We start from the raw sequence: 18499 nt of genomic DNA, 5'->3' as shown, positions 1-18499 counted from the left end.
CTGATACACATCTGCTGATCCCATGCAATCCGGCCCCGTCAATGGTCATCTCCCTCCACTCATTTCTTGTGCTCGCCGCGGCGCTCGCCTCCACCGGGGTCGCGGCGGGGCTTCTCGCCGGCCTGCTGGGCGTCGGCGGCGGCATCGTCATCGTGCCGGTGTTCTCCTTCGTGCTCGACATGCTCGGTTACGCCCCGGGCGTGGGCATGCATGTGGCGGTGGGCACTTCGCTGGCGACGATCATCGCCACGTCCGTCGCCTCCCTGCGCGCCCATCACGCGAAGGGCGCGGTGGACCTTGAGCTGCTGCGCCGCTGGGCGCCGGCCATGTTCGCGGCCGCCGGCGCCGGCGGTTTCGCCGCCCGCCACATCGACGGCGACGCCATGCGCATGGTGTTCGCCTGCGTCGCCGTGCTGGTGGCGGTCAACATGACGCTGCCCGGCCGTTTCGTGGTGTCGGACCGTCTGCCGGAGGGCGCGGGCGGCAGGGCCGGCCTGCCGGCGGTCATCGGCTTCGTCTCCTCGCTCATGGGCATTGGCGGCGGCACGCTGTCGGTGCCGCTGCTCACCGCCTTCAGCTATCCGGCGCGCCGGGCCGTGGGCACGGCCTCGGCCTTCGGCCTCGTCATCGCCATCCCGGCCACCGCCGGCTTCATCTGGAGCGGCATGGGCGTGGAGGGCCGCCCGGCCTTCTCGCTGGGCTACGTCAACCTGCTGGCCGCCGCGCTGATCATTCCCATCACCATGGTGATGGCGCGCCAGGGCGCGCGCATCGCCCACGCCATCGCTCCGGAGCTGCTGAAGCGGCTGTTCGCCCTGTTTCTCGGCGCCACGGCGCTCAGGATGTTCTGGTCGATTTACGCGGCCGGATGAAGAAGGGGCCGCGCCTGAAGGCGATCACGCCGGAACCTCCCTTGTTTCACCAGTCATACACTCGTCAGGGGAAAGAAAAGTCATGACGGACATCGACCACAAGTCAATCCTGATCGACCGGGTGACCGCCCGTCTCAGCCGCCGCGGCTTCCTGAAGGGCGCCGGCGCGGCGGCGGCCACTGCCGCGGTCGCCGGCGCCGGGGCGTTCCCCGGGGCCGCAGGGGCCGCCGGGGCCAGCGGACAGAAGCACATCGTGCTGGCGTGGGTGAAGCACGTCGACACGCTCGATCCGCATTTCACCGGTTTCACCGAGGCCATCAAGATCATCAACAACATCCATAACGGCCTGCTGAAGGTGACCTATGACGGCAAGAAGGTCTCCTTCGCGCCGGATCTGGCCGAGAGCTGGGAGATACACGACGACCGCGTCCACACCTTCAGGCTGCGGCCGGACGTGAAGTTCCACGACGGCGCGCCCTGCGACGCCGAAGCGGTGAAGTTCTCGCTGGAGCGGGTGAAGTCCGGCCAGCCCAGGTCGCCGCACGCCTGGAAGCTGGACCTGCTGGAGAAGATCGAGATCATCGATCCGCTCACCATCCGCCTCACCTTCTCGAAGCCTTACGCCTTCCTGCCGGTGGCGCTCACCGGCTCCACCGGCCGCGCCGGCGCCGTCGTCTCGCCGGCGGCGGTGGCGAAGTACGGCAAGGACTACGGCCGCAACCCGGTGGGCACCGGCCCGTTCCGTTTCGTCAGCTGGCGCGAGAACGCGACCATCGAGCTGGAGAAGAACCCGGACTATTTCGAGCCCGGCCTGCCGAAGCTGGACCGGGTCACCATCCGCCTGATGCCGGAGGCCTCCACCGCCGCGGCGGCGCTGCTGTCCGGCCAGGTGCACGGCATGAGCGACTGCCCGCCCATGTTCGTGCAGCAGATGAAGGCCAACCCCAACCTCAACGTCTATGGCGAGGTGGAGGGCAATTACTTCTATCTCGGCATGAACTGCCGCCGCGGCCCGTTCGCCGACCCCAACCTGCGCCGCGCCGTGGCCTACGCCATCGACCGCCAGGCGATGATCCGCCAGGCCTTCTTCGGCCAGGGCATTCCGGCGGTGACGCCGATCTCGCCGCCGATGACCGACTTCTACGATCCCGACGTGGCGAAGAGCGGCCGCGGCCAGTATTACGACCTGGAGAAGGCGAAGGCGTACCGCGCGAAGGTCGCGGACCAGGGCGTGATCCAGCCGGTGTTCGTGGTCTCCGAACAGGGCGCCTTCGGCTCGCGCATCGCCCAGACCGCCCTGCCGATGCTCGAGAAGATCGGCATCCGGCCAAAGATCGAGCTGGTGGAGCGCGCCTCCTGGGTGAGCCGCCGCAACTCCGGCGACTTCGACATGATCGACTTCGGCTGGGAGGCGGACCTCGACCCGGACGAAACGCTGTATCCGGAGTTCCGCACCGGCAGCCCGTGGAACTTCTGGGGCTGGAGCAATCCGAAGTTCGACGCGCTGTGCGCCGCGGCCCAGTCCACGCTCGATACGCCCACGCGCCGCAAGCTCTACTACGAGGCCGAGGACATCCTGCTCGACGAGCCGCCGGTGGCCCTGCTCACCCACATGCCGATCTTCAAGGTGTTCTCGAAACGGGTGAAGGGCTTCCAGTACGTGCCCGTCGATCTGCTCGATCTCCACACCGTCAGTCTGGACTGAGGCAGGAATGCTGACATTCGCGTTCAGGAAGGTCGCCCAGACCCTCGTCGTCCTGTTCATCGTCTCGGTGGCCTGCTTCAGCCTGCTGAAGCAGGCCCCGGGCGATCCGGTCGAGATGTCGCTGGGGTCGGACTATTCGCCCGAGGCCCACGCCGCGCTGGTGCAGCAGCTGGGCCTCGACCGCCCGCTGTATGAACAGTACCTGCGCTGGGCCGGCGATTTCGTCACCGGCGACTGGGGCAATTCCTTCGTCGGCCGCGCGCCCATCTTCGGGATGGTCGTGCTGGAGGCCCTTCCTGTGACGCTTCTGCTGGCGTCATGCTCGCTGTTCCTGGCGCTGGCGCTGGGCGTTCCGCTCGGGGTGCTCGCCGCCGTGCGCCGGGGCAGCATCTGGGACAGTCTGTCGGCGGTTTACGTGCTGACCAACACGTCGTTTCCCAGCTTCTATCTCGGCATCCTGCTGATCTGGGGCTTCGGCGTGCACTTCCAGATCTTTCCGGTGATGGGCTACGTCTCGCCGCTGCAGGACCCGCTGGGGGCGCTCTGGCACATGGCGCTGCCGGCCATCACCCTCTCCGCCTATTTCGTGGCCATGATCATGCGCGTCACCCGCGCCGGCATGGTCGAGGCCATGAGCCAGCCTTACGTCGCCGCCGCCCGCGCCCGCGGCGAGCCGGCGCGGCGGGTGGTGTGGGTCCACGCCATGCGCAACGTGCTGCTGCCGCTGGCGACGGTGGTGGGCCTGCAGATCGGCCAGCTCATCCAGGGCGCGGTGCTCACCGAGACCGTGTTCTCCCTGCCCGGGATGGGCCAGCTCATCACCCGGGCGGTGCTCTCCCGCGAATATGGCGTGGTGCAGGCCGGCGTCATGACCGCCGCCCTCATCTTCGTCGTCGTCAACCTGGTGATCGATCTGCTCTATCCGCTGATCGACCCGCGTCTGAGGTCACGCTGATGACGGCCGTCTCCGCATCCCCCGCCGCCGCGCCGGCGCGCCGTCCGGCGCGCTTCTCCGCCCTGGCGCGGCTTGTCGCCCGCGGCCGCCGCCGCCCGTTCTTCGCCCTTTCCTTCGTCGTGGTGATGGCGTTCCTGCTGTCGGCGGTCTTCGCGCCGTGGGTCGCGCCTTATGACCCCACGGCCCAGGACATGGCGGCGTTCATGTCGCCGCCGTCCGCCGCCCACTGGCTGGGCACGGACAGTTTCGGCCAGGACCTGCTGTCGCGCATCATCTATGGCGGGCGCACGGCGCTGGCCATCGGATTCTTCTCGGTGCTGATCGGCGCCGGCGGCGGCCTCGTCATCGGCCTCGCCGCCGGCCTGTCGGGCGGGCGGGTGGAGTGGGCGCTGATGCGCCTCGTGGACTCCGTTCTCGCGCTGCCGGCGCTGATCACCGCCATCGCCCTCATCTCCATTCTCGGCCAGGGGGTGGACAAGGTGATCCTGGCGGTGGGCGTGGCCATGACCGGCCCCTTCGCCCGCATCGTGCGCGCCGACGTGATGCAGGTGAAGACGCAGGCGTTCATCGAGGCGGCGCATCTGATGGGCGTTCCGCGCTCGCGGGTGGTCCTGCGCCACATCCTGCCCAACGTGATCTTTCCGCTGGCGGTGCAGCTCACGCTGCGCATGAGCGACGCCATCCTGGTGTCGTCCAGCCTGTCGTTCCTCAGCATCGGCGTGGCGCCGCCCACGCCGGACTGGGGACTGATGATCGCGGAGGGGCGCAGCTTCGTCTCCTTCGCGCCGTGGATTTCGGGCGCGCCAGGCGCCGCGCTCACCCTGCTGCTGGTGTCGTTGTCGGTGTTCGGCGACGGCGTCCGCGAAGAATTTGACCCCAGACTGAGGAGCGCCGGATGACGATGGTCATGACCTCTCCCGCGCCTGCCCGGGCGGCTGGCGCCGCGGCGGAGCGGCCGCTGGTGAAGCTGGAGGGCTATTCCCTGCGCCGCGGCGGGCGGCTGGTGCTGGACGACGTGAGCTTCTCCCTGCCCCGCGGCGGCGCCATCGCCCTGGTGGGCGAGTCCGGCGCCGGCAAGTCCACCATCGCCATGGCGCTGATCGGCCTGCTCGACGGGCCGGAGGTGCGCGCCGGCGGCGTCATCGCCTTCGACGACGTGAACGAAAATCTCGCCAGGGCGAAGGAGAAGACCTGGGCGAAGCTGCGCGGCCGGCGCATCTCCATGATCTTCCAGGACGCGGGCGCGGCGCTCAACCCGTGCTACACGGTTGGCCGGCAGCTGATGACGCCGCTGCGCCGCCTCAACGGCCTGTCGAAGGCGGCGGCCCGGGAGCGGGCCGTGGAGCTGCTCGGCAGCGTCGGCATCAATGATCCGGAAGGGCGCCTCGACGCCTTTCCGCACCAGCTCTCCGGCGGCATGCAGCAGCGGGTGATGATCGCCATCGCCCTCGCCTGCGATCCGGAGCTGCTGCTGGCCGACGAGCCCACCAGCGCCCTGGACGTCACCATCCAGGCGCAGATCGTGCGGCTGATCCTCGAGCAGACCCGCCGGCGCGGCGCCGCCTGCGTTTTCGTGCTGCATGACCTGGCGCTGGCCTCCCAGGCCTGCGACTCCATCGTGGTGCTCTACGCCGGCCAGGTGATGGAGACCGGCTCCTGCGAGACGGTGCTGCGCCGGCCGCTGCATCCCTACACGAAGGCGCTGCGCTCCTGCGTGCTGGAGATCGACGGCGCGGCGGAGCTGGTTCCGCCCCCTGGCGGCCCGCCGCCGCTGGACGCCATGCCGCAGGGCTGCCGCTTCTGCGCCCGCTGCCCGCGCGCCCTGCCGGAGTGCGCCGTGCGGAAGCCGCCGCTGCGGGAGGCGGCCGGCCGGAAGGTCGCCTGCTGGAACCTGGAGGAAGACGCATGACGGCCCCGATCTTCGAGCTGCTCGACGTCGAGAAGCGCTACCGTGTGGCGGGAAAGCGCCGGTCGCCGTTCAGCGCGCCGGAGCCGGCCTGGCTCGCCGCCCTCGACGGGGTGCGCCTGTCGCTGCACGCCGGCGAGAGCGTGGCGCTGGTGGGCGAGTCCGGCTCCGGCAAGTCCACGCTGCTGCGGGTGCTGCTCGGCCTCACCGAGGCCACCGACGGGCGCGCCCTGTTCCGCGGCAAGCCCATCACCCGGCTCTCGGGGCAGGACCGCAGGGATTTCACCCGCGAGGTGGCCATGGTCTACCAGGATGCGCGCGGCTCGCTCAATCCGCGCATGCGCGTGGCCGACCTGATCCGCGAGCCGCTGCTGCACCACGGGATCTGCCGGCCGGAGGAATGCGACGCCCGCATCGGGGCGCTGCTGGCGCGGGTGGGCCTCGCCGCCGACGTGGCGGCGCGCTATCCCAGCCAGCTCTCCGGCGGCCAGGCGCGGCGCGTGGCCATCGCCCGCGGCCTTGCCTCCAGCCCCTCGGTGCTGATCGCCGACGAGGCCGTCTCCGGCCTCGACGTCTCCACCCAGGCCCAGCTGCTGACGCTGCTGCGCGAGCTGCAGCGCGACATGGGGCTGACGCTGCTGTTCATCACCCATGACCTCGGGGTGGCGGCGTGGCTGTGCGAGCGCATCGCCGTGATGTATCTTGGCCGCATTGTCGAGACCGGCCCGACGCGCAAGGTGCTGGAGGCGCCGGCGCATCCTTACACCCGCGCCCTGCGCAATTCGGCCCCGGCCTTCTTCACGCCGATTCCGCCGCCGCTGCCCGGCGAGGTTCCCAGCCCCATCAACCTGCCGCCCGGCTGCCGTTTCGCCGGCCGCTGCCCGGCGGCCGCGGACGCCTGCCGCAGGACCGATCCGGCCCTGGAGAGCCTGTCGCCGGACCATGGCGTCGCCTGCCTTTATCCCCTCGCGGGATCCCGCGTTCACCAGCAAGGACAACAGCAATGAGAGACTTTTTCAGGCCCGGCCGCGATCCGGCCATCGCCGGCGAGGCGATGATCGCGACCTCCCATCCGCTGTCCACGGCGGCGGGACTGGAAATTCTGGCGGAAGGCGGCAATGCGGTGGACGCGGTGATCGCCGCCGTGGCGGTGCAGTGCGTGGTCGATCCGCTGATGACCGGCATCGGCGGCGACTGCTTCGCGCTCTACGCCCCGGCGGGCGGCGACATCGTCGCCCTCAACGGCTCCGGCCGCGCGCCGGCCGCCGCCACGGTGGCCCGGCTGAAGGCGGAGGGGCTCACCGAAATCTCCCGCTTCAGCGCGCACGCCGTCACCGTGCCCGGCGCCGTGGCGGCGTGGGAGAAGCTGCATCGCGAATACGGCCGCACGCCGTTCGAGCGCCTGCTGCGGCGCGCCGTCGCCTACGCCGGGGACGGCTATCCGGTCACCGGCCGCGTCGCCTGGGACTGGGCGAAGGAGGCCGCCAGCGTGGCCGGCGATCCCGGCGCCCGGGCGGTGTTCCTGCCCCGGGGCGTCGCCCCGGCCATGGGCGAGCGTCACGCCCAGCCGGCGCTGGCGCGGACGCTGAAGCTGATCGCGCGCCATGGCGCGAAGGCGTTCTATACCGGCGAGGTCGCCGCCTCCTCGGTGGCCTATCTGAAGGGCATCGGCGGCCTGCACGAAATGGAGGACTTTGAAAGCGCCGTGGACGGCGCCGACTGGGTCACCCCCATCTCCACCCGTTACCGTGACGTTGACGTGTACGAGTGCCCGCCCAACGGCCAGGGCCTTGCGGCGCTGATGATGATGAACATCCTGAAGGGCTTCGACCTTTCGGAGGGCGCGCCGCTGGCGCAGCGCATCCACCTGCACGCCGAGGCGGCCAAGCTCGCCTATTACCACCGCGACGCGCTGGTTTCCGACCCGGCGACCATGCCCTGTCCGCCGCAGACGCTGCTCGGCGAGGACGTGGCCGCCGCCCTGCGCGGCCGCATCCGCATGGACGGCGTGCTGGCGCCGGCGCTGTGGGACGAGCCCGAGCACAAGGACACCGTCTACCTGTGCTGCGTTGACCGCGACGGCAACGCGCTGTCGTTCATCAACTCCATCTTCCACGGCTTCGGCTCGACGCGGCTGGACCCCGCCACGGGCATCCTGTTCCACAGCCGCGGCTCGTCCTTCCGCCTGATCGAGGGGCACCCCAACGCCATCGGCCCGCGCAAGCGGCCCATGCACACCATCATTCCCGGCATGGCGCGCCGGAACGGCCGCGTGATCATGCCGTTCGGGGTGATGGGCGGGCAGTATCAGGCGGCCGGCCACGCCGCCTTCATCTCCGGCGTGTTCGACCGGGGGCTCAACGTGCAGGAGGCCATCGACGCGCCGCGCAGCTTCTCCTTCGGCGGCGTGCTGGAGCTGGAGCCGACCATCGGCGCCGACGTGGCGGCCGAGCTCGCCCGCATCGGCCACCGGGTGCAGCCGGCGCAGGCGCCGCTGGGCGGCGCCCAGGCGATCTACATCGACCACGCGCGCGGGCTGCTGCTGGGCGGCTCCGACCAGCGCAAGGACGGATCGGCGCTGGGTTTCTGAACGGGGCGCCCCCCCGCCCCTGGCTCTCCGGCGGCGCGCCGCCCCCCTTCGCCCGCCGGGGAGCCTTTTCTTCCTGCCTCAGCCCGCCTGGCGCGCGGCGAGGATCTCCTGCAGGTCCTCCCCGTAGCGGGCGTAGGAGTCCTTCAGGATGGCGCTGTTCAGCAGCATGGAGGCGACCAGCTCGTCCGTGCCGGCCCGGTACAGGCGGGTCAGCACCCAGGCGCTCTCGGTGCGGCGGCTGCCGCTGAGGCCCACCACCTCGCGCTCCAGCTCATAGGGCTCGCCCACGAACAGCGGCCCCTTCACCAGGCGGATCTCCTGGTCGGCGAACAGGCCGATGGCCGGGCCGCGCGACGGCAGCCGGCCCTCCTCCGGCGCGTTCAGCAGCACGCTGATCATCTCCACCGGAATGACCGGACGGCCCCACGGATTGTTCCCCGAGGCGTACCAGGGCGAGGGCTCGGTGATCGCCTTCAGCTTGTCGGCGAGGCTGAAGGGATAGAGCGGCCCCATGTTCTGGTCCATGTCCATGCGCACCGGGATGCGGCCGCCGAACCGGCCCATGCGCACGTCGGCGAGGATCACCAGCACGTCCGGCGGCTTGAGCGCGGCGAGGCGCGTTTCGAGGGCGCTGGGGGGATTGTCCGCCCCCACCGAGGCGGTGCCGCGCAGCACCTCCTCGCCGTTCTCACGCTCCATCCAGATCTCGGCCTGGGTTTCGCCGGCTGCGGGCTTGCGCATGAAGGCGCGCGCCAGGTCGCCCTCGTAGCAGGGGCTGCGGTAATGGGCGGAGATGCAGCCGGTCTCAAACCAGGCCTGGCCCCACAGATATTCGCACAGCGGCGCGAACTGGCTGAAATGGGTCGGCCCCTCGATGGCGCCGCCGCGGAAACCCAGCTGCTGCGCCGTGGCGTCGTCGTGAATGGAGGCGTGGCCGTCATAGGTCTGCGCGCGCAGCATCTGCCGCGGTCCGCGCAGCGGGCCGCTGATCACGGTCCCGTCGTCGCTGATTTCGGTCGCAAAGGCCCGGCTCATCTGGCTTTCCTCCCATGCCTGCGTTGTCCGCCCCCTGCGCGGGGCGTTTCGTCCGTCGCCCGCACGTTGTCGCCCGCGCGGCGCCCGCCGCGCAAGGCGTCTCACGCCATTGCGACGCCAGCCGGCCTGAGGGCCGCGAGGGTCAGGGCGTCTCCAGCACCATGCCGTCGTAGGCCGGCGTCACGTGCGGCGGCAGCTCGGCGGCGAGCGTGGCGTAGTCGAGGTCGGTGTGCAGGTTGGTGAGCACGGCGCGCTTCGGCTTCACCCGCCCGATCAGCTCCAGCGCCTGGGCGACGCTGAAATGGGTGGGATGCGGCGTGTAGCGCAGGGCGTCGACGATCAGCACGTCGAGGCCATGCAGCATCTCCACGCTCTCCTCCGGCATCAGGTGCACGTCGGGGGCGTAGGCCAGGTCGTTGAAGCGGAAGCCGAGCGCGGTGGTGTCTCCGTGCAGCATGGTGAAGGGCAGCGCCCGGATCTCGCCGCCGTCGCCGGCGATGCTCACCGTCTCGCCCGCGGCCATGCGGTGGCGGCGCAGGATCGGCGGATAGGAGCTGCCGGGCGGCGTGCGAAAAATGTAGTCGAACCGAGGCTCGATGAAGCCGAAGGTCTTGTCGTCGATCCACACGTCGAGACGCCGGCGCATGCCCAGCGCCAGCGGCCGCACGTCGTCGATGCCGTGGGTGTGGTCGGCGTGTTCATGCGTAAGCAGGATGCCGTCCAGCTTGCGCACGCCGGCGTCCAGCAGCTGCTCGCGCAGGTCCGGCCCCATGTCCACCAGCACGGTGGTGGCGCCGCCGGCGGAGCGGCGCTCCACCAGAATGGCGCAGCGCCGCCGCCGGTTCTTCGGATTGGCGGGATCGCATGCGCCCCATCCCTGCCCCACGCGCGGCACGCCGGCCGATGAGCCGCAGCCGAGAATGGTGACTTTCAGGCCCATGCGAAGCTCTCCCCGTCGTTATCCCTGCGCCGCCTGCTCCAGCGCCGCCGCCTTGCGGAACAGGCGGAAGAAGTTCTCCGTCGTCTGGCGCGCCATTTCTTCCGGGCTGACGCCGCGCACCTGCGCCAGCACGGCGGCGGTGTGGGCGACGTAGGCCGGCTCGCAACGTTTGCCGCGCACCGGCACGGGCGCAAGATAGGGGGAGTCGGTCTCCACAAGCAGCCTGTCCATGGGAATGGAGGCGGCGATGTCGCGGATCTCCTGCGACTTCGGGAAGGTGAGGATGCCGGAGAACGAAACGTAAAGCCCCAGCTCCACGCCCACCCTGGCCAGCTCCGCGCCCGAGGAGAAGCAGTGCAGCAGGGCGCTGAACGGGCCCTTCTCCATCTCCTCGCGCAGGATGGCGATCATGTCGTCGTCCGCCTTGCGGGCGTGAATCACCAGCGGCAGGCCGGTGACGCGCGCCGCCGCGATGTTGGTGCGGAACACCGCCTTCTGCACCTCCGGCGGATCGCGGTCATAGAAATAGTCGAGGCCGGCCTCGCCCACGCCGACGCAGCGCGGGTGCCGCGTCAGGGCGACGATCTCGTCCACGGTCACGTCCGGCTCCTCTCCGGCGTGCAGCGGATGGGTGCCGACGGTGAACCACACGCGCGGGTCGCGCTCGGCCAGCGCCTGGTAGACGCCGGCCTTGCGGACGTTGGTGGCGATGGTCACCATGCGCCGGACGCCAGCCGCGTCCGCCCTCGCAAGGACGTCGTCGAACTCCCTGTCGAAGTAGTCGAGGTGGCAGTGACTGTCGATGAGCATTACGGGGCAGCTTCCGTTTCCGGGTCAACATGGCGGGGGAACACCGGCGCGGGCGCGGGCAGCCGCGTGTGCTCCACCAGCCGGCCCTTCTGGCCGACATGGGCGAAGGTGCGCTCCTGCGGCTTCACCGCCAGCAGGTCGAGCAGCTTCGCCGCCGCCGACGGCATGGCGGGCTGGGCCATGATGGCGATGTTGCGCACCACCTCCGCCGTCACATAGAGCACCGTCTCCATGCGCTCCGGATCGGTCTTGCGCAGTTTCCACGGCTCCTGGGCGGCGAAATAGCGGTTGGCTTCGGCCACCACCGTCCACACTTCCGCAAGGTAAGTGTGCAGGGCGTAATGCTCCATGGCGGCGCGGGCCCTGTCCGCCAGGGCGTCGGCCATGTCGAGCAGCGCCTCGTCCTCGCGGGTGAAGCCGTTGGGTTGCGGCAGCTTTCCGCCGCAGTTCTTCGCCACCATCGACAGCGAGCGCTGGGCGAGATTGCCGAGGTCGTTGGCGAGGTCGGCGTTGATGCGGTTGACGATGGCCTCGTGGCTGTAGCTGCCGTCCTGGCCGAAGGAGACCTCGCGCAGGAAGAAATAGCGCAGCTGGTCCACGCCATAGGCGGCGGCCAGATCCGCCGGCGAAATGACGTTGCCCAGCGACTTGGACATCTTGACTCCCCTGTTGAACAGGAAGCCGTGGCCAAACACCTGCTTCGGCAGCGGCGCGCCGGCCGACATCAGGAACGCCGGCCAGTACACCGCGTGGAAGCGCACGATGTCCTTGCCGATGACGTGCACGTCCGCCGGCCAGTAACGCCATCTGTCCGCCGTGACGTCCGGATAGCCCACGCCGGTGATGTAATTGGTGAGCGCGTCCACCCACACATACATCACGTGGCCGGGCGAATCCGGCACCGGAATGCCCCAGTCGAGGGTGCTGCGCGAGATGGAGAGATCCTGCAGGCCGGATTTCACGAAGCTCACCACCTCGTTGAGCCGGCTCTCGGGGCGGACGAACTGCGGGTTCTCCTCATAGAGGCGCAGCAGCCGGTCCTGGTATTTCGACAGGCGGAAGAACCAGGTCTCCTCCTCGGTCCACTCCACCGGCGTGCCCTGCGGGCCGATGCGGGTTCCGGAAGCGTCGAGCGTGGTCTCGCTCTCGTCGTAGAACGCCTCGTCGCGCACCGAATACCAGCCGGAATAGGTGCTCATGTAGATGTCGCCGGCCTCGCGCATGCGCCGCCACAGCTCCTGGGCGGAGACGTAGTGGTCCGGATCGGTGGTGCGGAAGAACCGGTCGTAGGACACCGACAGGTCGTCGCACATCTGGCGGAAGGCGGCGGCGTTGCGGTCGGCCAGCTCGCGCGGGCTCACGCCCTCCCTGGCCGCCGTCTGCACCATCTTCAGGCCGTGCTCGTCGGTCCCGGTCTGGAAATAGACGTCATAGCCGTCGAGCCGCTTGAAGCGGGCGATGGCGTCCGTGGCGATGGCCTCATAGGCGTGGCCGATATGCGGCGCGCCATTGGGATAGGAGATCGCGGTGGTGATGTAGAAGGTGGGGCGGCCGGCCATCTGCGGTTACTCGACGCTTGGGCGTTGGGGCGCCGGCGTGGGCCGCAGGGGCCCGCGCCTGTCCCGAACGCGTCAGATGAAGACGATTGCGCCCCTTCCGCGGACCGCCGGGCGGCCCGCGAAAAAGGCTGCGCGCGCAGGGTGGAGCCTCGCGCCCCGCCCGCGCCGCGCGAAAACGGCGGGACGCCGGCCTTCCGGGCGGTCTGCGCCCGGCGACGGCGTCCCCGGAACGGGCCGCCGCCGGACGCGCGGCCGGCGGCGGCGCGCATTTTCCTCACGGCTGGCGGGCTCCGCGTTCCGTGGCGAAAACGCGCCGGGCGCGGCGACGCGCGCCCGCTGGCCGGACCGGACCGGCCTTTCCTGTCGCCTGCGGCGCCTGTCCGGGCGCTTTTCCGGCGTCCTCCCCCGGCGTCCTTTCCGGGACGCGCGGCCCGGCGGGCTCACAGCCGGCGGACCGCTTCCGCCAGGTCGGCGAACAGCGACAGCACGAGCGGACGCCGGTCGAGATTGTAGGCCCCGGCCTCCCGCGCCGCCCGGGCGTTCTTCTCCCATACCTCGACAAGGGGCGCAAGGCGACGGGGCCCCAGCTGCGCCCGGCTGCGGACAAGCGCCGCGATCCAGTCCGCCGCCACGTCCAGCATGGCGGCGAAGCGCGTCTCGCCGTCCGCCCCGGCGGCCAGCTCGGCCAGCGCCAGGGCGCGGCCGGGGTCCTGCTCCGGCAGCAGCTCCAGCAGCTCGCGGGTGCGCCGCGCCAGCTCGCGGCGGCCTTCGTCCAGCATGTCCAGGGTCGCGCCCACAGAGCCGCGGCCAAGGCGCGCCGCCTCGGCGAGGTCCGCCTCCGGCGCGTCGCTCCACGGCTCGCCCAGCGAGCGCACCGCCCGGATCACCTCGGCCTCGGCCAGCGGCCGGAAGGTCTGCCGGCGGCAGCGCGAGCGGATGGTGGGCAGCAGCCGCGCCGGCGCGTGCGCCACCAGAAAGCAGATGGCCCGCGCCGGCGGCTCCTCGATGGCTTTCAGCAGGGCGTTGGCGCCGGCGACGTTGAGGTCGTCGGCGCAGTCGATGATCACCACCCGCCAGCCGCTGGCGGTCGATTCGAACAGGTCGAGGGCGCGGCGCACGTCGGCGACGGCGATCTCGGCGGAGAAGCCCTTGCCGTCCTTGCGCGGGCCGCGGCGCACCACCGCCACGTCCGGATGGGCCCCGCTGGCGACGAGGCGGAACGCCGGATGCTCCGGCGGCACGTACAGGCTCCCGGCCGCGGCCGCCTCCGGCGCCGACGGGTCGGGATGGGCCAGCAGGAAGCGGGCGGCCCGCCAGGCGAAGGTGGCCTTGCCGATTCCTTCCGGCCCGCCCAGCAGCCAGGCGTGATGCAGGCGGCCGGCGCGCCAGGCCTCGAGAAAGTCCCGCTCCGCTTCTTCATGGCCGAACAGCTGCGCTTGGGCGCGCGGATGCGGCGCGCCGGGACGCTGGTCCGGCCCGGGGATCTCCGCCGCCGCTTCAGCCATGGGCGGCCGCTCCCGCCGCCGGCGCCGGCGCGGCCACCACGGCGTCGCCGAGGCGCGCGACCAGGGCGCTGAAAATGGTCCGGGCGACGGATTCGGCGTCGCCGCTGGCGTCCACCAGCACGCAGCGCTCCGGTTCAGCCCGGGCGATGGCGAGGAAGGCGTCGCGCAGGCGCATGTGGAAGGCCAGGTCCTCGCTCTCGAAACGGTCCGGCGCGCCGTCGCCGCGCCGCGCCGCGGCGCGCTGCAGCCCCAGCAGCGGCGGCAGGTCGAGAATGACGGTGAGGTCCGGCTTCAGCCCGTCCAGCGTCACCTCCTCCAGCCGCGCCAGCAGCTGCGGGTCGAGGCCGCCGTTGACGCCCTGGTAGGCGCGGGTGGAGTCGGCGAAGCGGTCGCACAGCACCCATTCGCCCGCGCGCAGCGCCGGGCGGATCACCGTATCGACATGGTCGATGCGGGCGGCGCTGAACAGCATGGCCTCGGCCAGCGGCCCGAGGGCGCGCGCCCGCCCGGCCATGAGGAAGTCGCGGATCCGCTCGGCCCGCGGCGAGCCGCCCGGCTCGCGCGTCAGCCGCACGGCGAGGCCGGCGCGGCGCAGCCGCTCGCCCAGCAGGCGGATCTGCGTGGACTTGCCCACGCCCTCGCCGCCCTCAAAGGTGATGAACCGTCCAGCAGGAACCATCGCCGTCATTCGCGCCTCAACGCCTTGCGGATCCAGCGGCCGGCCAGCTCCAGGGCGCCGTCGCGCGCCCGCTGCGCCAGATTTCCCTTCGCCACGGCCGCGCCCACGTGGAGCGGCGCCTCGAGCGCGATCTGGTCGCCGCGCAGCACCTGCAGCACGCCGGCTTCGTCTCCTTCCCGCGTCGGGGCCGGCAGCGGGCCGCGGTAGACCACCCGCGCCGTCAGCCGCTCGTCCCCGCCGCGGCGGGCCATTACGCTCACCGCCTGTTTCGTCCTCAGCGGCGCGGTGCGGCTGGCCCCGCCGAACACCCGCGCTTCGGCGACGGTGTCGCCGGCGCGGAACAGGTGGCGCGGCTCGAAGGCGCGCGCCACCCACTCCACCAGCCGCTTCGCCTCGCTCACCCGCTCGGCGGCCGTGCGGTAGCCGGCGGCCACGAACACCAGCCGCCGCCCGTCATGCGTCGCCGACCCGGCGATGGAGAAGCCGCCGTCATGGGTGTGGCCGGGCTGCAGCCCGTCCGCCCCTTCCACAGCGCGCAGCAGCGGGTTGCGGTTGCGCTGCAGGATGCGGTTCCAGGTGAATTCGGGCTCCGAAAAAATCCGGTACTGCTCCGGGAAGCTGCGGATCAGGTGCATGGACAGCCGCGCCATGTCGCGGGCGCTGGTGGTCTGGTCCGGATGCGGCAGGCCCGAGGCGTTGGCGAACACGGTGCGCGTCAGGCCCAGCGCCCGCGCCTTCGCGTTCATGCGCGCCACGAAGGCCGGCTCGCCGCCGGCGATGCCCTCGGCCAGGGCGATGGCGGCGTCATTGCCGGTCTGCACCAGCATGCCGCGCAGCAGGTCCGCCACCCGCACCTCGCTGCCCAGCGCGGCGAACATCGCCGGCCCGCCGGAGGGGCCGCCGCCGGTGCGCCATGCGTGCTCGGAAATGCGGATGCGGTCCTCCGGCGAGATCCGCCCCTCCGCCAGCGCCTCAAACGCCAGCAGCGCCGTCATGATCTTCGTCATGCCCGCCGGCGCCACCGGCGCGTCCGCCGCCTTCTCCAGCAGCACGCTGCCGCTGTCGGCGTCGATGACGATCAGGCTGGTCGCGGCGGTCCGGAATTCGCTGGCGGTCGCGCCAGCGCCCGGCTGCGGCGCGGCCGTCGCGGCGGCCAGCGGTCCCGCCGCCAGAGCAGCGCCGCCAGAGGCAGCGCCGCCGAGCGCGGCGGCCAGCGCCGCGGCGCGCGCCAGCCGTCGCAGGGCGCCGGGGCGGCGTGCGGGACGCCGCGGGCGCGCAGGCGCGCACGCGCCGGAGGCAGGCAGGCGAGGATCAGACGTCATGGCGGAAATGTGCGGCGCGCGACGGCGGAAGGCAAGCCGCGCCCGCCGCCGGGCGCGCCGGAAGGCCGGACAAATTGATCTAGTGTCCCGCCGCCAGCATCACCGGACGGACCGGCGGCAGCGGCGCGACCTTCGGCAGCCCGGCGAGCGCGACCTCGTCCGCGGCGTCATCCGCCTGTGCGCCGGCGTTGAGGGCGAGATGCAGGTGCGGCCGGCTCGGCTCCTCCTGCTCCCGCGAGCCTGCGGCGCCGGAGAGCTCCGCCAGCTGCGCGCGCGCTTCCTGCGGCTGCGGGACTCCTGCGCCGGGCGCGTCGTCGCTGCGCGCGCGGGTCGCGCCGGCGTCGCGCTCCTGCGCCTTCGCCACCATGACCGGCGCCGGCCCGCCGTCGAGCTGCGCCGGGGCGCCGGCGGTGAGCGTGCCGGCCAGGATCTCGTCGTCGCTGCCGTGGACGGAAGCGGGGCGGACGTAGTCCACCTTCACCCGCGCCGTGCCCATGTGCCGAAACTGCAGCAGCTCGGCGGCGCGCTTCGACACGTCGATGATGCGCTTGCCGTGATAGGGCCCGCGATCGTTGACGCGCACGATCAGCGACAGGCCGTTGTCCAGGTTGGTGACCCGGGCGTAGCTGGGCAGCGGCAGCGTGGGATGGGCGGCGGCGATGGAGTATTTGTCGAAGACTTCGCCGTTGGCGGTGAGCCGGCCGTGGAAATTGGTTCCATACCAGGAGGCGACGCCGGTGGCGGTGTAATGGGGGTCGTGGAACGGAACGTAGCGCCTGCCGGCGACCGTATAGGGCTTGCCGATCATGGCGCGGCCGCCGCCTTTCGGCACCGGCTGGCCGTCCTTCACCACCCGCGGGCTGGAGCTGACGCCGAGCTTGCGGTTGTATCGGTCCTGTTTGGCGCCTTCGCGGGCGCCCATGCCGGCGCAGTTGGCCGCCAGCAGCGCGAGACCAATGACGCCGGCCATCCTGACGAGCCTGCCGCCCCTGCCGTCGCCGCCGCCGGCGGCGGTCGCGGTGCGCAGGGCGGGATTTGGAGCTTGTCGTGACGCCGTCATGCCAGGCTGTGCCCAGTTTTGCCGCGACGCCGGAGCGTCGCCAGGTTCACGGGAACGAAACGCCATTTGCGCCCCTGGATCGTTAAGGGAACGTAGATGCGCGCTCCAGGCGGGATGACCCCGCCTCACAACGGCGCAGCGGAGCCACGGCGGGAAACCTGGCCTGGGGCGGCGCGATTGTCAAAGCCGCCGTCAGGCCGGCGCGCAGTGTGGTGAACGGCCCGGCCCGCAGGCGCCCCCCGAACGCAAAAGGCCCGGCCGCGGGGGCCGGGCCTGGACGGGCGTCGCGCGCCCGCCGTCTGTCGCCTTGCGGCGCCGTCAGTCGATGTCCTCGACCTCGACCCTGCCGCCGTAGACGCGCTGGGCCAGCGCGGCCTCGATGAACGGATCGAGATCGCCGTCCAGCACGTCGTCCGGGCTGGTGGACTGCACGCCGGTGCGCAGGTCCTTCACCAGCTGGTAGGGCTGCAGCACGTAGGAGCGCAGCTGGTGGCCCCAGCCGATGTCCGTCTTGGCGGCGGCTTCGGCGTTGGCCTTCTCCTCGCGCTTCTGCAGCTCCAGCTCGTACAGGCGGGCGCGCAGCATGTTCCACGCCGTGGCGCGGTTCTTGTGCTGCGAGCGCTCCTGCTGGCAGGCCACCACGATGCCCGTCGGGATGTGTGTGATGCGCACCGCCGAGTCGGTGGTGTTCACGTGCTGGCCGCCCGCGCCGGAGGCGCGGAAGGTGTCGATGCGGCAGTCCGACTCCCGGATCTCGATCTGGATGCGGTCGTCGATGACCGGATACACCCAGGCCGAGGCGAAGCTGGTGTGCCGCCGGGCGTTGGAGTCGAACGGCGAAATGCGCACCAGCCGGTGCACGCCGGATTCCGTCTTCAGCCAGCCGTAAGCGTTGTGCCCCTTGACCAGCAGGGTGGCGCTCTTGATGCCGGCTTCTTCGCCCGGATTGTAGTCGATCACCTCGACGCGGTAGCCCTTGCGCTCGGCCCAGCGGGTGTACATGCGCAGCAGCATGCTCGCCCAGTCCTGGCTTTCGGTGCCGCCGGCGCCGGAATGCACCTCGAGGTAGCAGTCGTTGGCGTCGGCTTCGCCGGAGAGCAGGGTCTCCACCTGCCGGCGCGACGCCTCGGCGTTGATGGCGCGGATCATCTCCTCGCCTTCCGCCACGATGGCGTCGTCGCCCTCGGCCTCACCCAGCCCGATGAGCTCGATGGAGTCGTTGAGATCACGCTCCATGCGCCCGATGGCGGCGATGCGCTCCTCCAGGTCGGTGCGCTCGCGCATCAGCTTCTGCGCCGCGTCGGCGTCGTTCCAGAAGTCAGGCGATTCCGAAAGGGCGTTCAGCTCTGCAAGACGTTTGACGGCGACATCCCAGTCAAAGATGCCTCCTCAGCAGTCCAATGGACTGCTTGGCCGCTTCCGCCAGCGATTGGATTTCTGCACGCATGTCGTCTTCTTCGGTCCTGTACGGCGGCCCCTGCGGGCGCCGCCGTCCGTTTCCATCCTGCGCCGGCGGCGGGCCCGGGAGGTCCGCGCCGGCGGGCAAGGTCTAGCCCCGATG

General features: G+C 71.3%; 16 protein-coding genes. 7 read left to right on the top strand and 9 right to left on the bottom strand.

What is annotated here, in order from left to right:
- Nucleotides 1-41: 41 nt before the first annotated feature.
- The 7 genes from ACFFJB_RS07220 (at nt 42) to ACFFJB_RS07190 (ending at nt 8028) form a co-directional block, all read left to right on the top strand.
- Nucleotides 42-872: a sulfite exporter TauE/SafE family protein gene (locus ACFFJB_RS07220; protein WP_376830574.1), complete on the top strand. Its 831-nt coding sequence runs from the start codon at nt 42-44 to the stop codon at nt 870-872.
- Nucleotides 873-954: 82 nt separating this feature from the next.
- Nucleotides 955-2577 carry an ABC transporter substrate-binding protein gene (locus ACFFJB_RS07215; protein WP_376830573.1) on the top strand — a complete coding sequence of 541 codons (1623 nt, stop codon included), beginning with the start codon at nt 955-957 and terminating at the stop codon, nt 2575-2577.
- 7 nt (nt 2578-2584) lie between these two features.
- A complete protein-coding gene (locus tag ACFFJB_RS07210) occupies nt 2585-3532 on the top strand; it encodes an ABC transporter permease (protein WP_376830572.1) in 948 nt (315 codons plus the stop codon).
- Nucleotides 3532-4431 (top strand): ABC transporter permease, encoded by a 900-nt coding sequence (locus ACFFJB_RS07205; protein ID WP_376830571.1) that lies wholly within the window; start codon nt 3532-3534, stop codon nt 4429-4431. Before ACFFJB_RS07210 ends, ACFFJB_RS07205 begins: the two co-directional genes overlap by 1 nt.
- Nucleotides 4428-5441, top strand: coding sequence for an ABC transporter ATP-binding protein (locus ACFFJB_RS07200; protein WP_376830570.1), 1014 nt, complete (start codon nt 4428-4430; stop codon nt 5439-5441). Before ACFFJB_RS07205 ends, ACFFJB_RS07200 begins: the two co-directional genes overlap by 4 nt.
- Nucleotides 5438-6445: an ABC transporter ATP-binding protein gene (locus tag ACFFJB_RS07195; protein ID WP_376830569.1), complete on the top strand. Its 1008-nt coding sequence runs from the start codon at nt 5438-5440 to the stop codon at nt 6443-6445. Before ACFFJB_RS07200 ends, ACFFJB_RS07195 begins: the two co-directional genes overlap by 4 nt.
- Nucleotides 6442-8028, top strand: a complete 1587-nt coding sequence (locus ACFFJB_RS07190) for a gamma-glutamyltransferase family protein (protein ID WP_376830568.1) — start codon at nt 6442-6444, stop codon at nt 8026-8028. Before ACFFJB_RS07195 ends, ACFFJB_RS07190 begins: the two co-directional genes overlap by 4 nt.
- A gap of 78 nt (nt 8029-8106) precedes the next feature.
- Here the strand turns inward: ACFFJB_RS07190 and ACFFJB_RS07185 are convergent, their stop codons facing one another.
- From ACFFJB_RS07185 to prfB, 9 genes are all read right to left on the bottom strand, one after another.
- The gene (locus tag ACFFJB_RS07185; protein ID WP_376830567.1) at nt 8107-9063 is read right to left on the bottom strand and encodes a hypothetical protein; all 957 of its coding nucleotides are present in this window, start codon (nt 9061-9063) and stop codon (nt 8107-8109) included.
- A 142-nt stretch (nt 9064-9205) separates the two neighbouring features.
- Nucleotides 9206-10003 carry an MBL fold metallo-hydrolase gene (locus ACFFJB_RS07180; RefSeq protein WP_376830566.1) on the bottom strand — a complete coding sequence of 266 codons (798 nt, stop codon included), beginning with the start codon at nt 10001-10003 and terminating at the stop codon, nt 9206-9208.
- 18 nt (nt 10004-10021) lie between these two features.
- Nucleotides 10022-10813 carry a TatD family hydrolase gene (locus ACFFJB_RS07175; RefSeq protein WP_376830565.1) on the bottom strand — a complete coding sequence of 264 codons (792 nt, stop codon included), beginning with the start codon at nt 10811-10813 and terminating at the stop codon, nt 10022-10024.
- Complete coding sequence (gene metG / locus ACFFJB_RS07170; protein WP_376830564.1) at nt 10813-12372, bottom strand: methionine--tRNA ligase; 1560 nt, start codon at nt 12370-12372, stop codon at nt 10813-10815. The genes ACFFJB_RS07175 and metG overlap by 1 nt, the downstream gene beginning before the upstream one ends.
- 440 nt (nt 12373-12812) lie before the next feature.
- On the bottom strand, nt 12813-13877 hold the full coding sequence (locus ACFFJB_RS07165) for a DNA polymerase III subunit delta' (RefSeq protein ID WP_376830563.1): 1065 nt from the start codon (nt 13875-13877) through the stop codon (nt 12813-12815).
- Entirely contained in the window at nt 13870-14565 is a 696-nt protein-coding gene (tmk, locus tag ACFFJB_RS07160) for a dTMP kinase (protein WP_376830562.1), read from the bottom strand. Before tmk ends, ACFFJB_RS07165 begins: the two co-directional genes overlap by 8 nt.
- On the bottom strand, nt 14562-15878 hold the full coding sequence (locus tag ACFFJB_RS07155; RefSeq protein ID WP_376830561.1) for a D-alanyl-D-alanine carboxypeptidase family protein: 1317 nt from the start codon (nt 15876-15878) through the stop codon (nt 14562-14564). The genes tmk and ACFFJB_RS07155 overlap by 4 nt, the downstream gene beginning before the upstream one ends.
- A 79-nt stretch (nt 15879-15957) precedes the next feature.
- The gene (locus tag ACFFJB_RS07150) at nt 15958-16848 is read right to left on the bottom strand and encodes a septal ring lytic transglycosylase RlpA family protein (RefSeq protein ID WP_446680587.1); all 891 of its coding nucleotides are present in this window, start codon (nt 16846-16848) and stop codon (nt 15958-15960) included.
- A 408-nt stretch (nt 16849-17256) separates the two neighbouring features.
- Nucleotides 17257-18385 (bottom strand): peptide chain release factor 2 gene (prfB, locus tag ACFFJB_RS07145; protein WP_376830559.1). Its coding sequence is split into 2 segments (ribosomal slippage): nt 17257-18315 and nt 18317-18385, totalling 1128 coding nucleotides; the frame shifts between segments, so codons are not numbered across the junction.
- Nucleotides 18386-18499 lie beyond the last annotated feature (114 nt).

The sequence above is a fragment of the Camelimonas abortus genome, from assembly GCF_042432745.1.
Lineage (GTDB): Bacteria > Pseudomonadota > Alphaproteobacteria > Rhizobiales > Beijerinckiaceae > Camelimonas > Camelimonas abortus.
The sequence above is the reverse complement of the archived record's forward strand: the minus strand, read 5'-3'. Positions and strand labels throughout refer to the sequence as shown.

Coding starts and splice junctions, on each gene's coding strand:
- ACFFJB_RS07195 (WP_376830569.1), top strand. CDS start 5,438: ATGACGGCCCCGATCTTCGAGCTGCTCGACGTCGAGAAGCGCTACCGT.
- ACFFJB_RS07190 (WP_376830568.1), top strand. CDS start 6,442: ATGAGAGACTTTTTCAGGCCCGGCCGCGATCCGGCCATCGCCGGCGAG.
- ACFFJB_RS07175 (WP_376830565.1), bottom strand. CDS start 10,813: ATGCTCATCGACAGTCACTGCCACCTCGACTACTTCGACAGGGAGTTC.
- ACFFJB_RS07180 (WP_376830566.1), bottom strand. CDS start 10,003: ATGGGCCTGAAAGTCACCATTCTCGGCTGCGGCTCATCGGCCGGCGTG.
- ACFFJB_RS07165 (WP_376830563.1), bottom strand. CDS start 13,877: ATGGCTGAAGCGGCGGCGGAGATCCCCGGGCCGGACCAGCGTCCCGGC.
- ACFFJB_RS07210 (WP_376830572.1), top strand. CDS start 2,585: ATGCTGACATTCGCGTTCAGGAAGGTCGCCCAGACCCTCGTCGTCCTG.
- ACFFJB_RS07215 (WP_376830573.1), top strand. CDS start 955: ATGACGGACATCGACCACAAGTCAATCCTGATCGACCGGGTGACCGCC.
- ACFFJB_RS07200 (WP_376830570.1), top strand. CDS start 4,428: ATGACGATGGTCATGACCTCTCCCGCGCCTGCCCGGGCGGCTGGCGCC.
- ACFFJB_RS07150 (WP_446680587.1), bottom strand. CDS start 16,848: ATGGCCGGCGTCATTGGTCTCGCGCTGCTGGCGGCCAACTGCGCCGGC.
- metG (WP_376830564.1), bottom strand. CDS start 12,372: ATGGCCGGCCGCCCCACCTTCTACATCACCACCGCGATCTCCTATCCC.
- ACFFJB_RS07220 (WP_376830574.1), top strand. CDS start 42: ATGGTCATCTCCCTCCACTCATTTCTTGTGCTCGCCGCGGCGCTCGCC.
- tmk (WP_376830562.1), bottom strand. CDS start 14,565: ATGACGGCGATGGTTCCTGCTGGACGGTTCATCACCTTTGAGGGCGGC.
- ACFFJB_RS07155 (WP_376830561.1), bottom strand. CDS start 15,878: ATGACGTCTGATCCTCGCCTGCCTGCCTCCGGCGCGTGCGCGCCTGCG.
- ACFFJB_RS07205 (WP_376830571.1), top strand. CDS start 3,532: ATGACGGCCGTCTCCGCATCCCCCGCCGCCGCGCCGGCGCGCCGTCCG.
- ACFFJB_RS07185 (WP_376830567.1), bottom strand. CDS start 9,063: ATGAGCCGGGCCTTTGCGACCGAAATCAGCGACGACGGGACCGTGATC.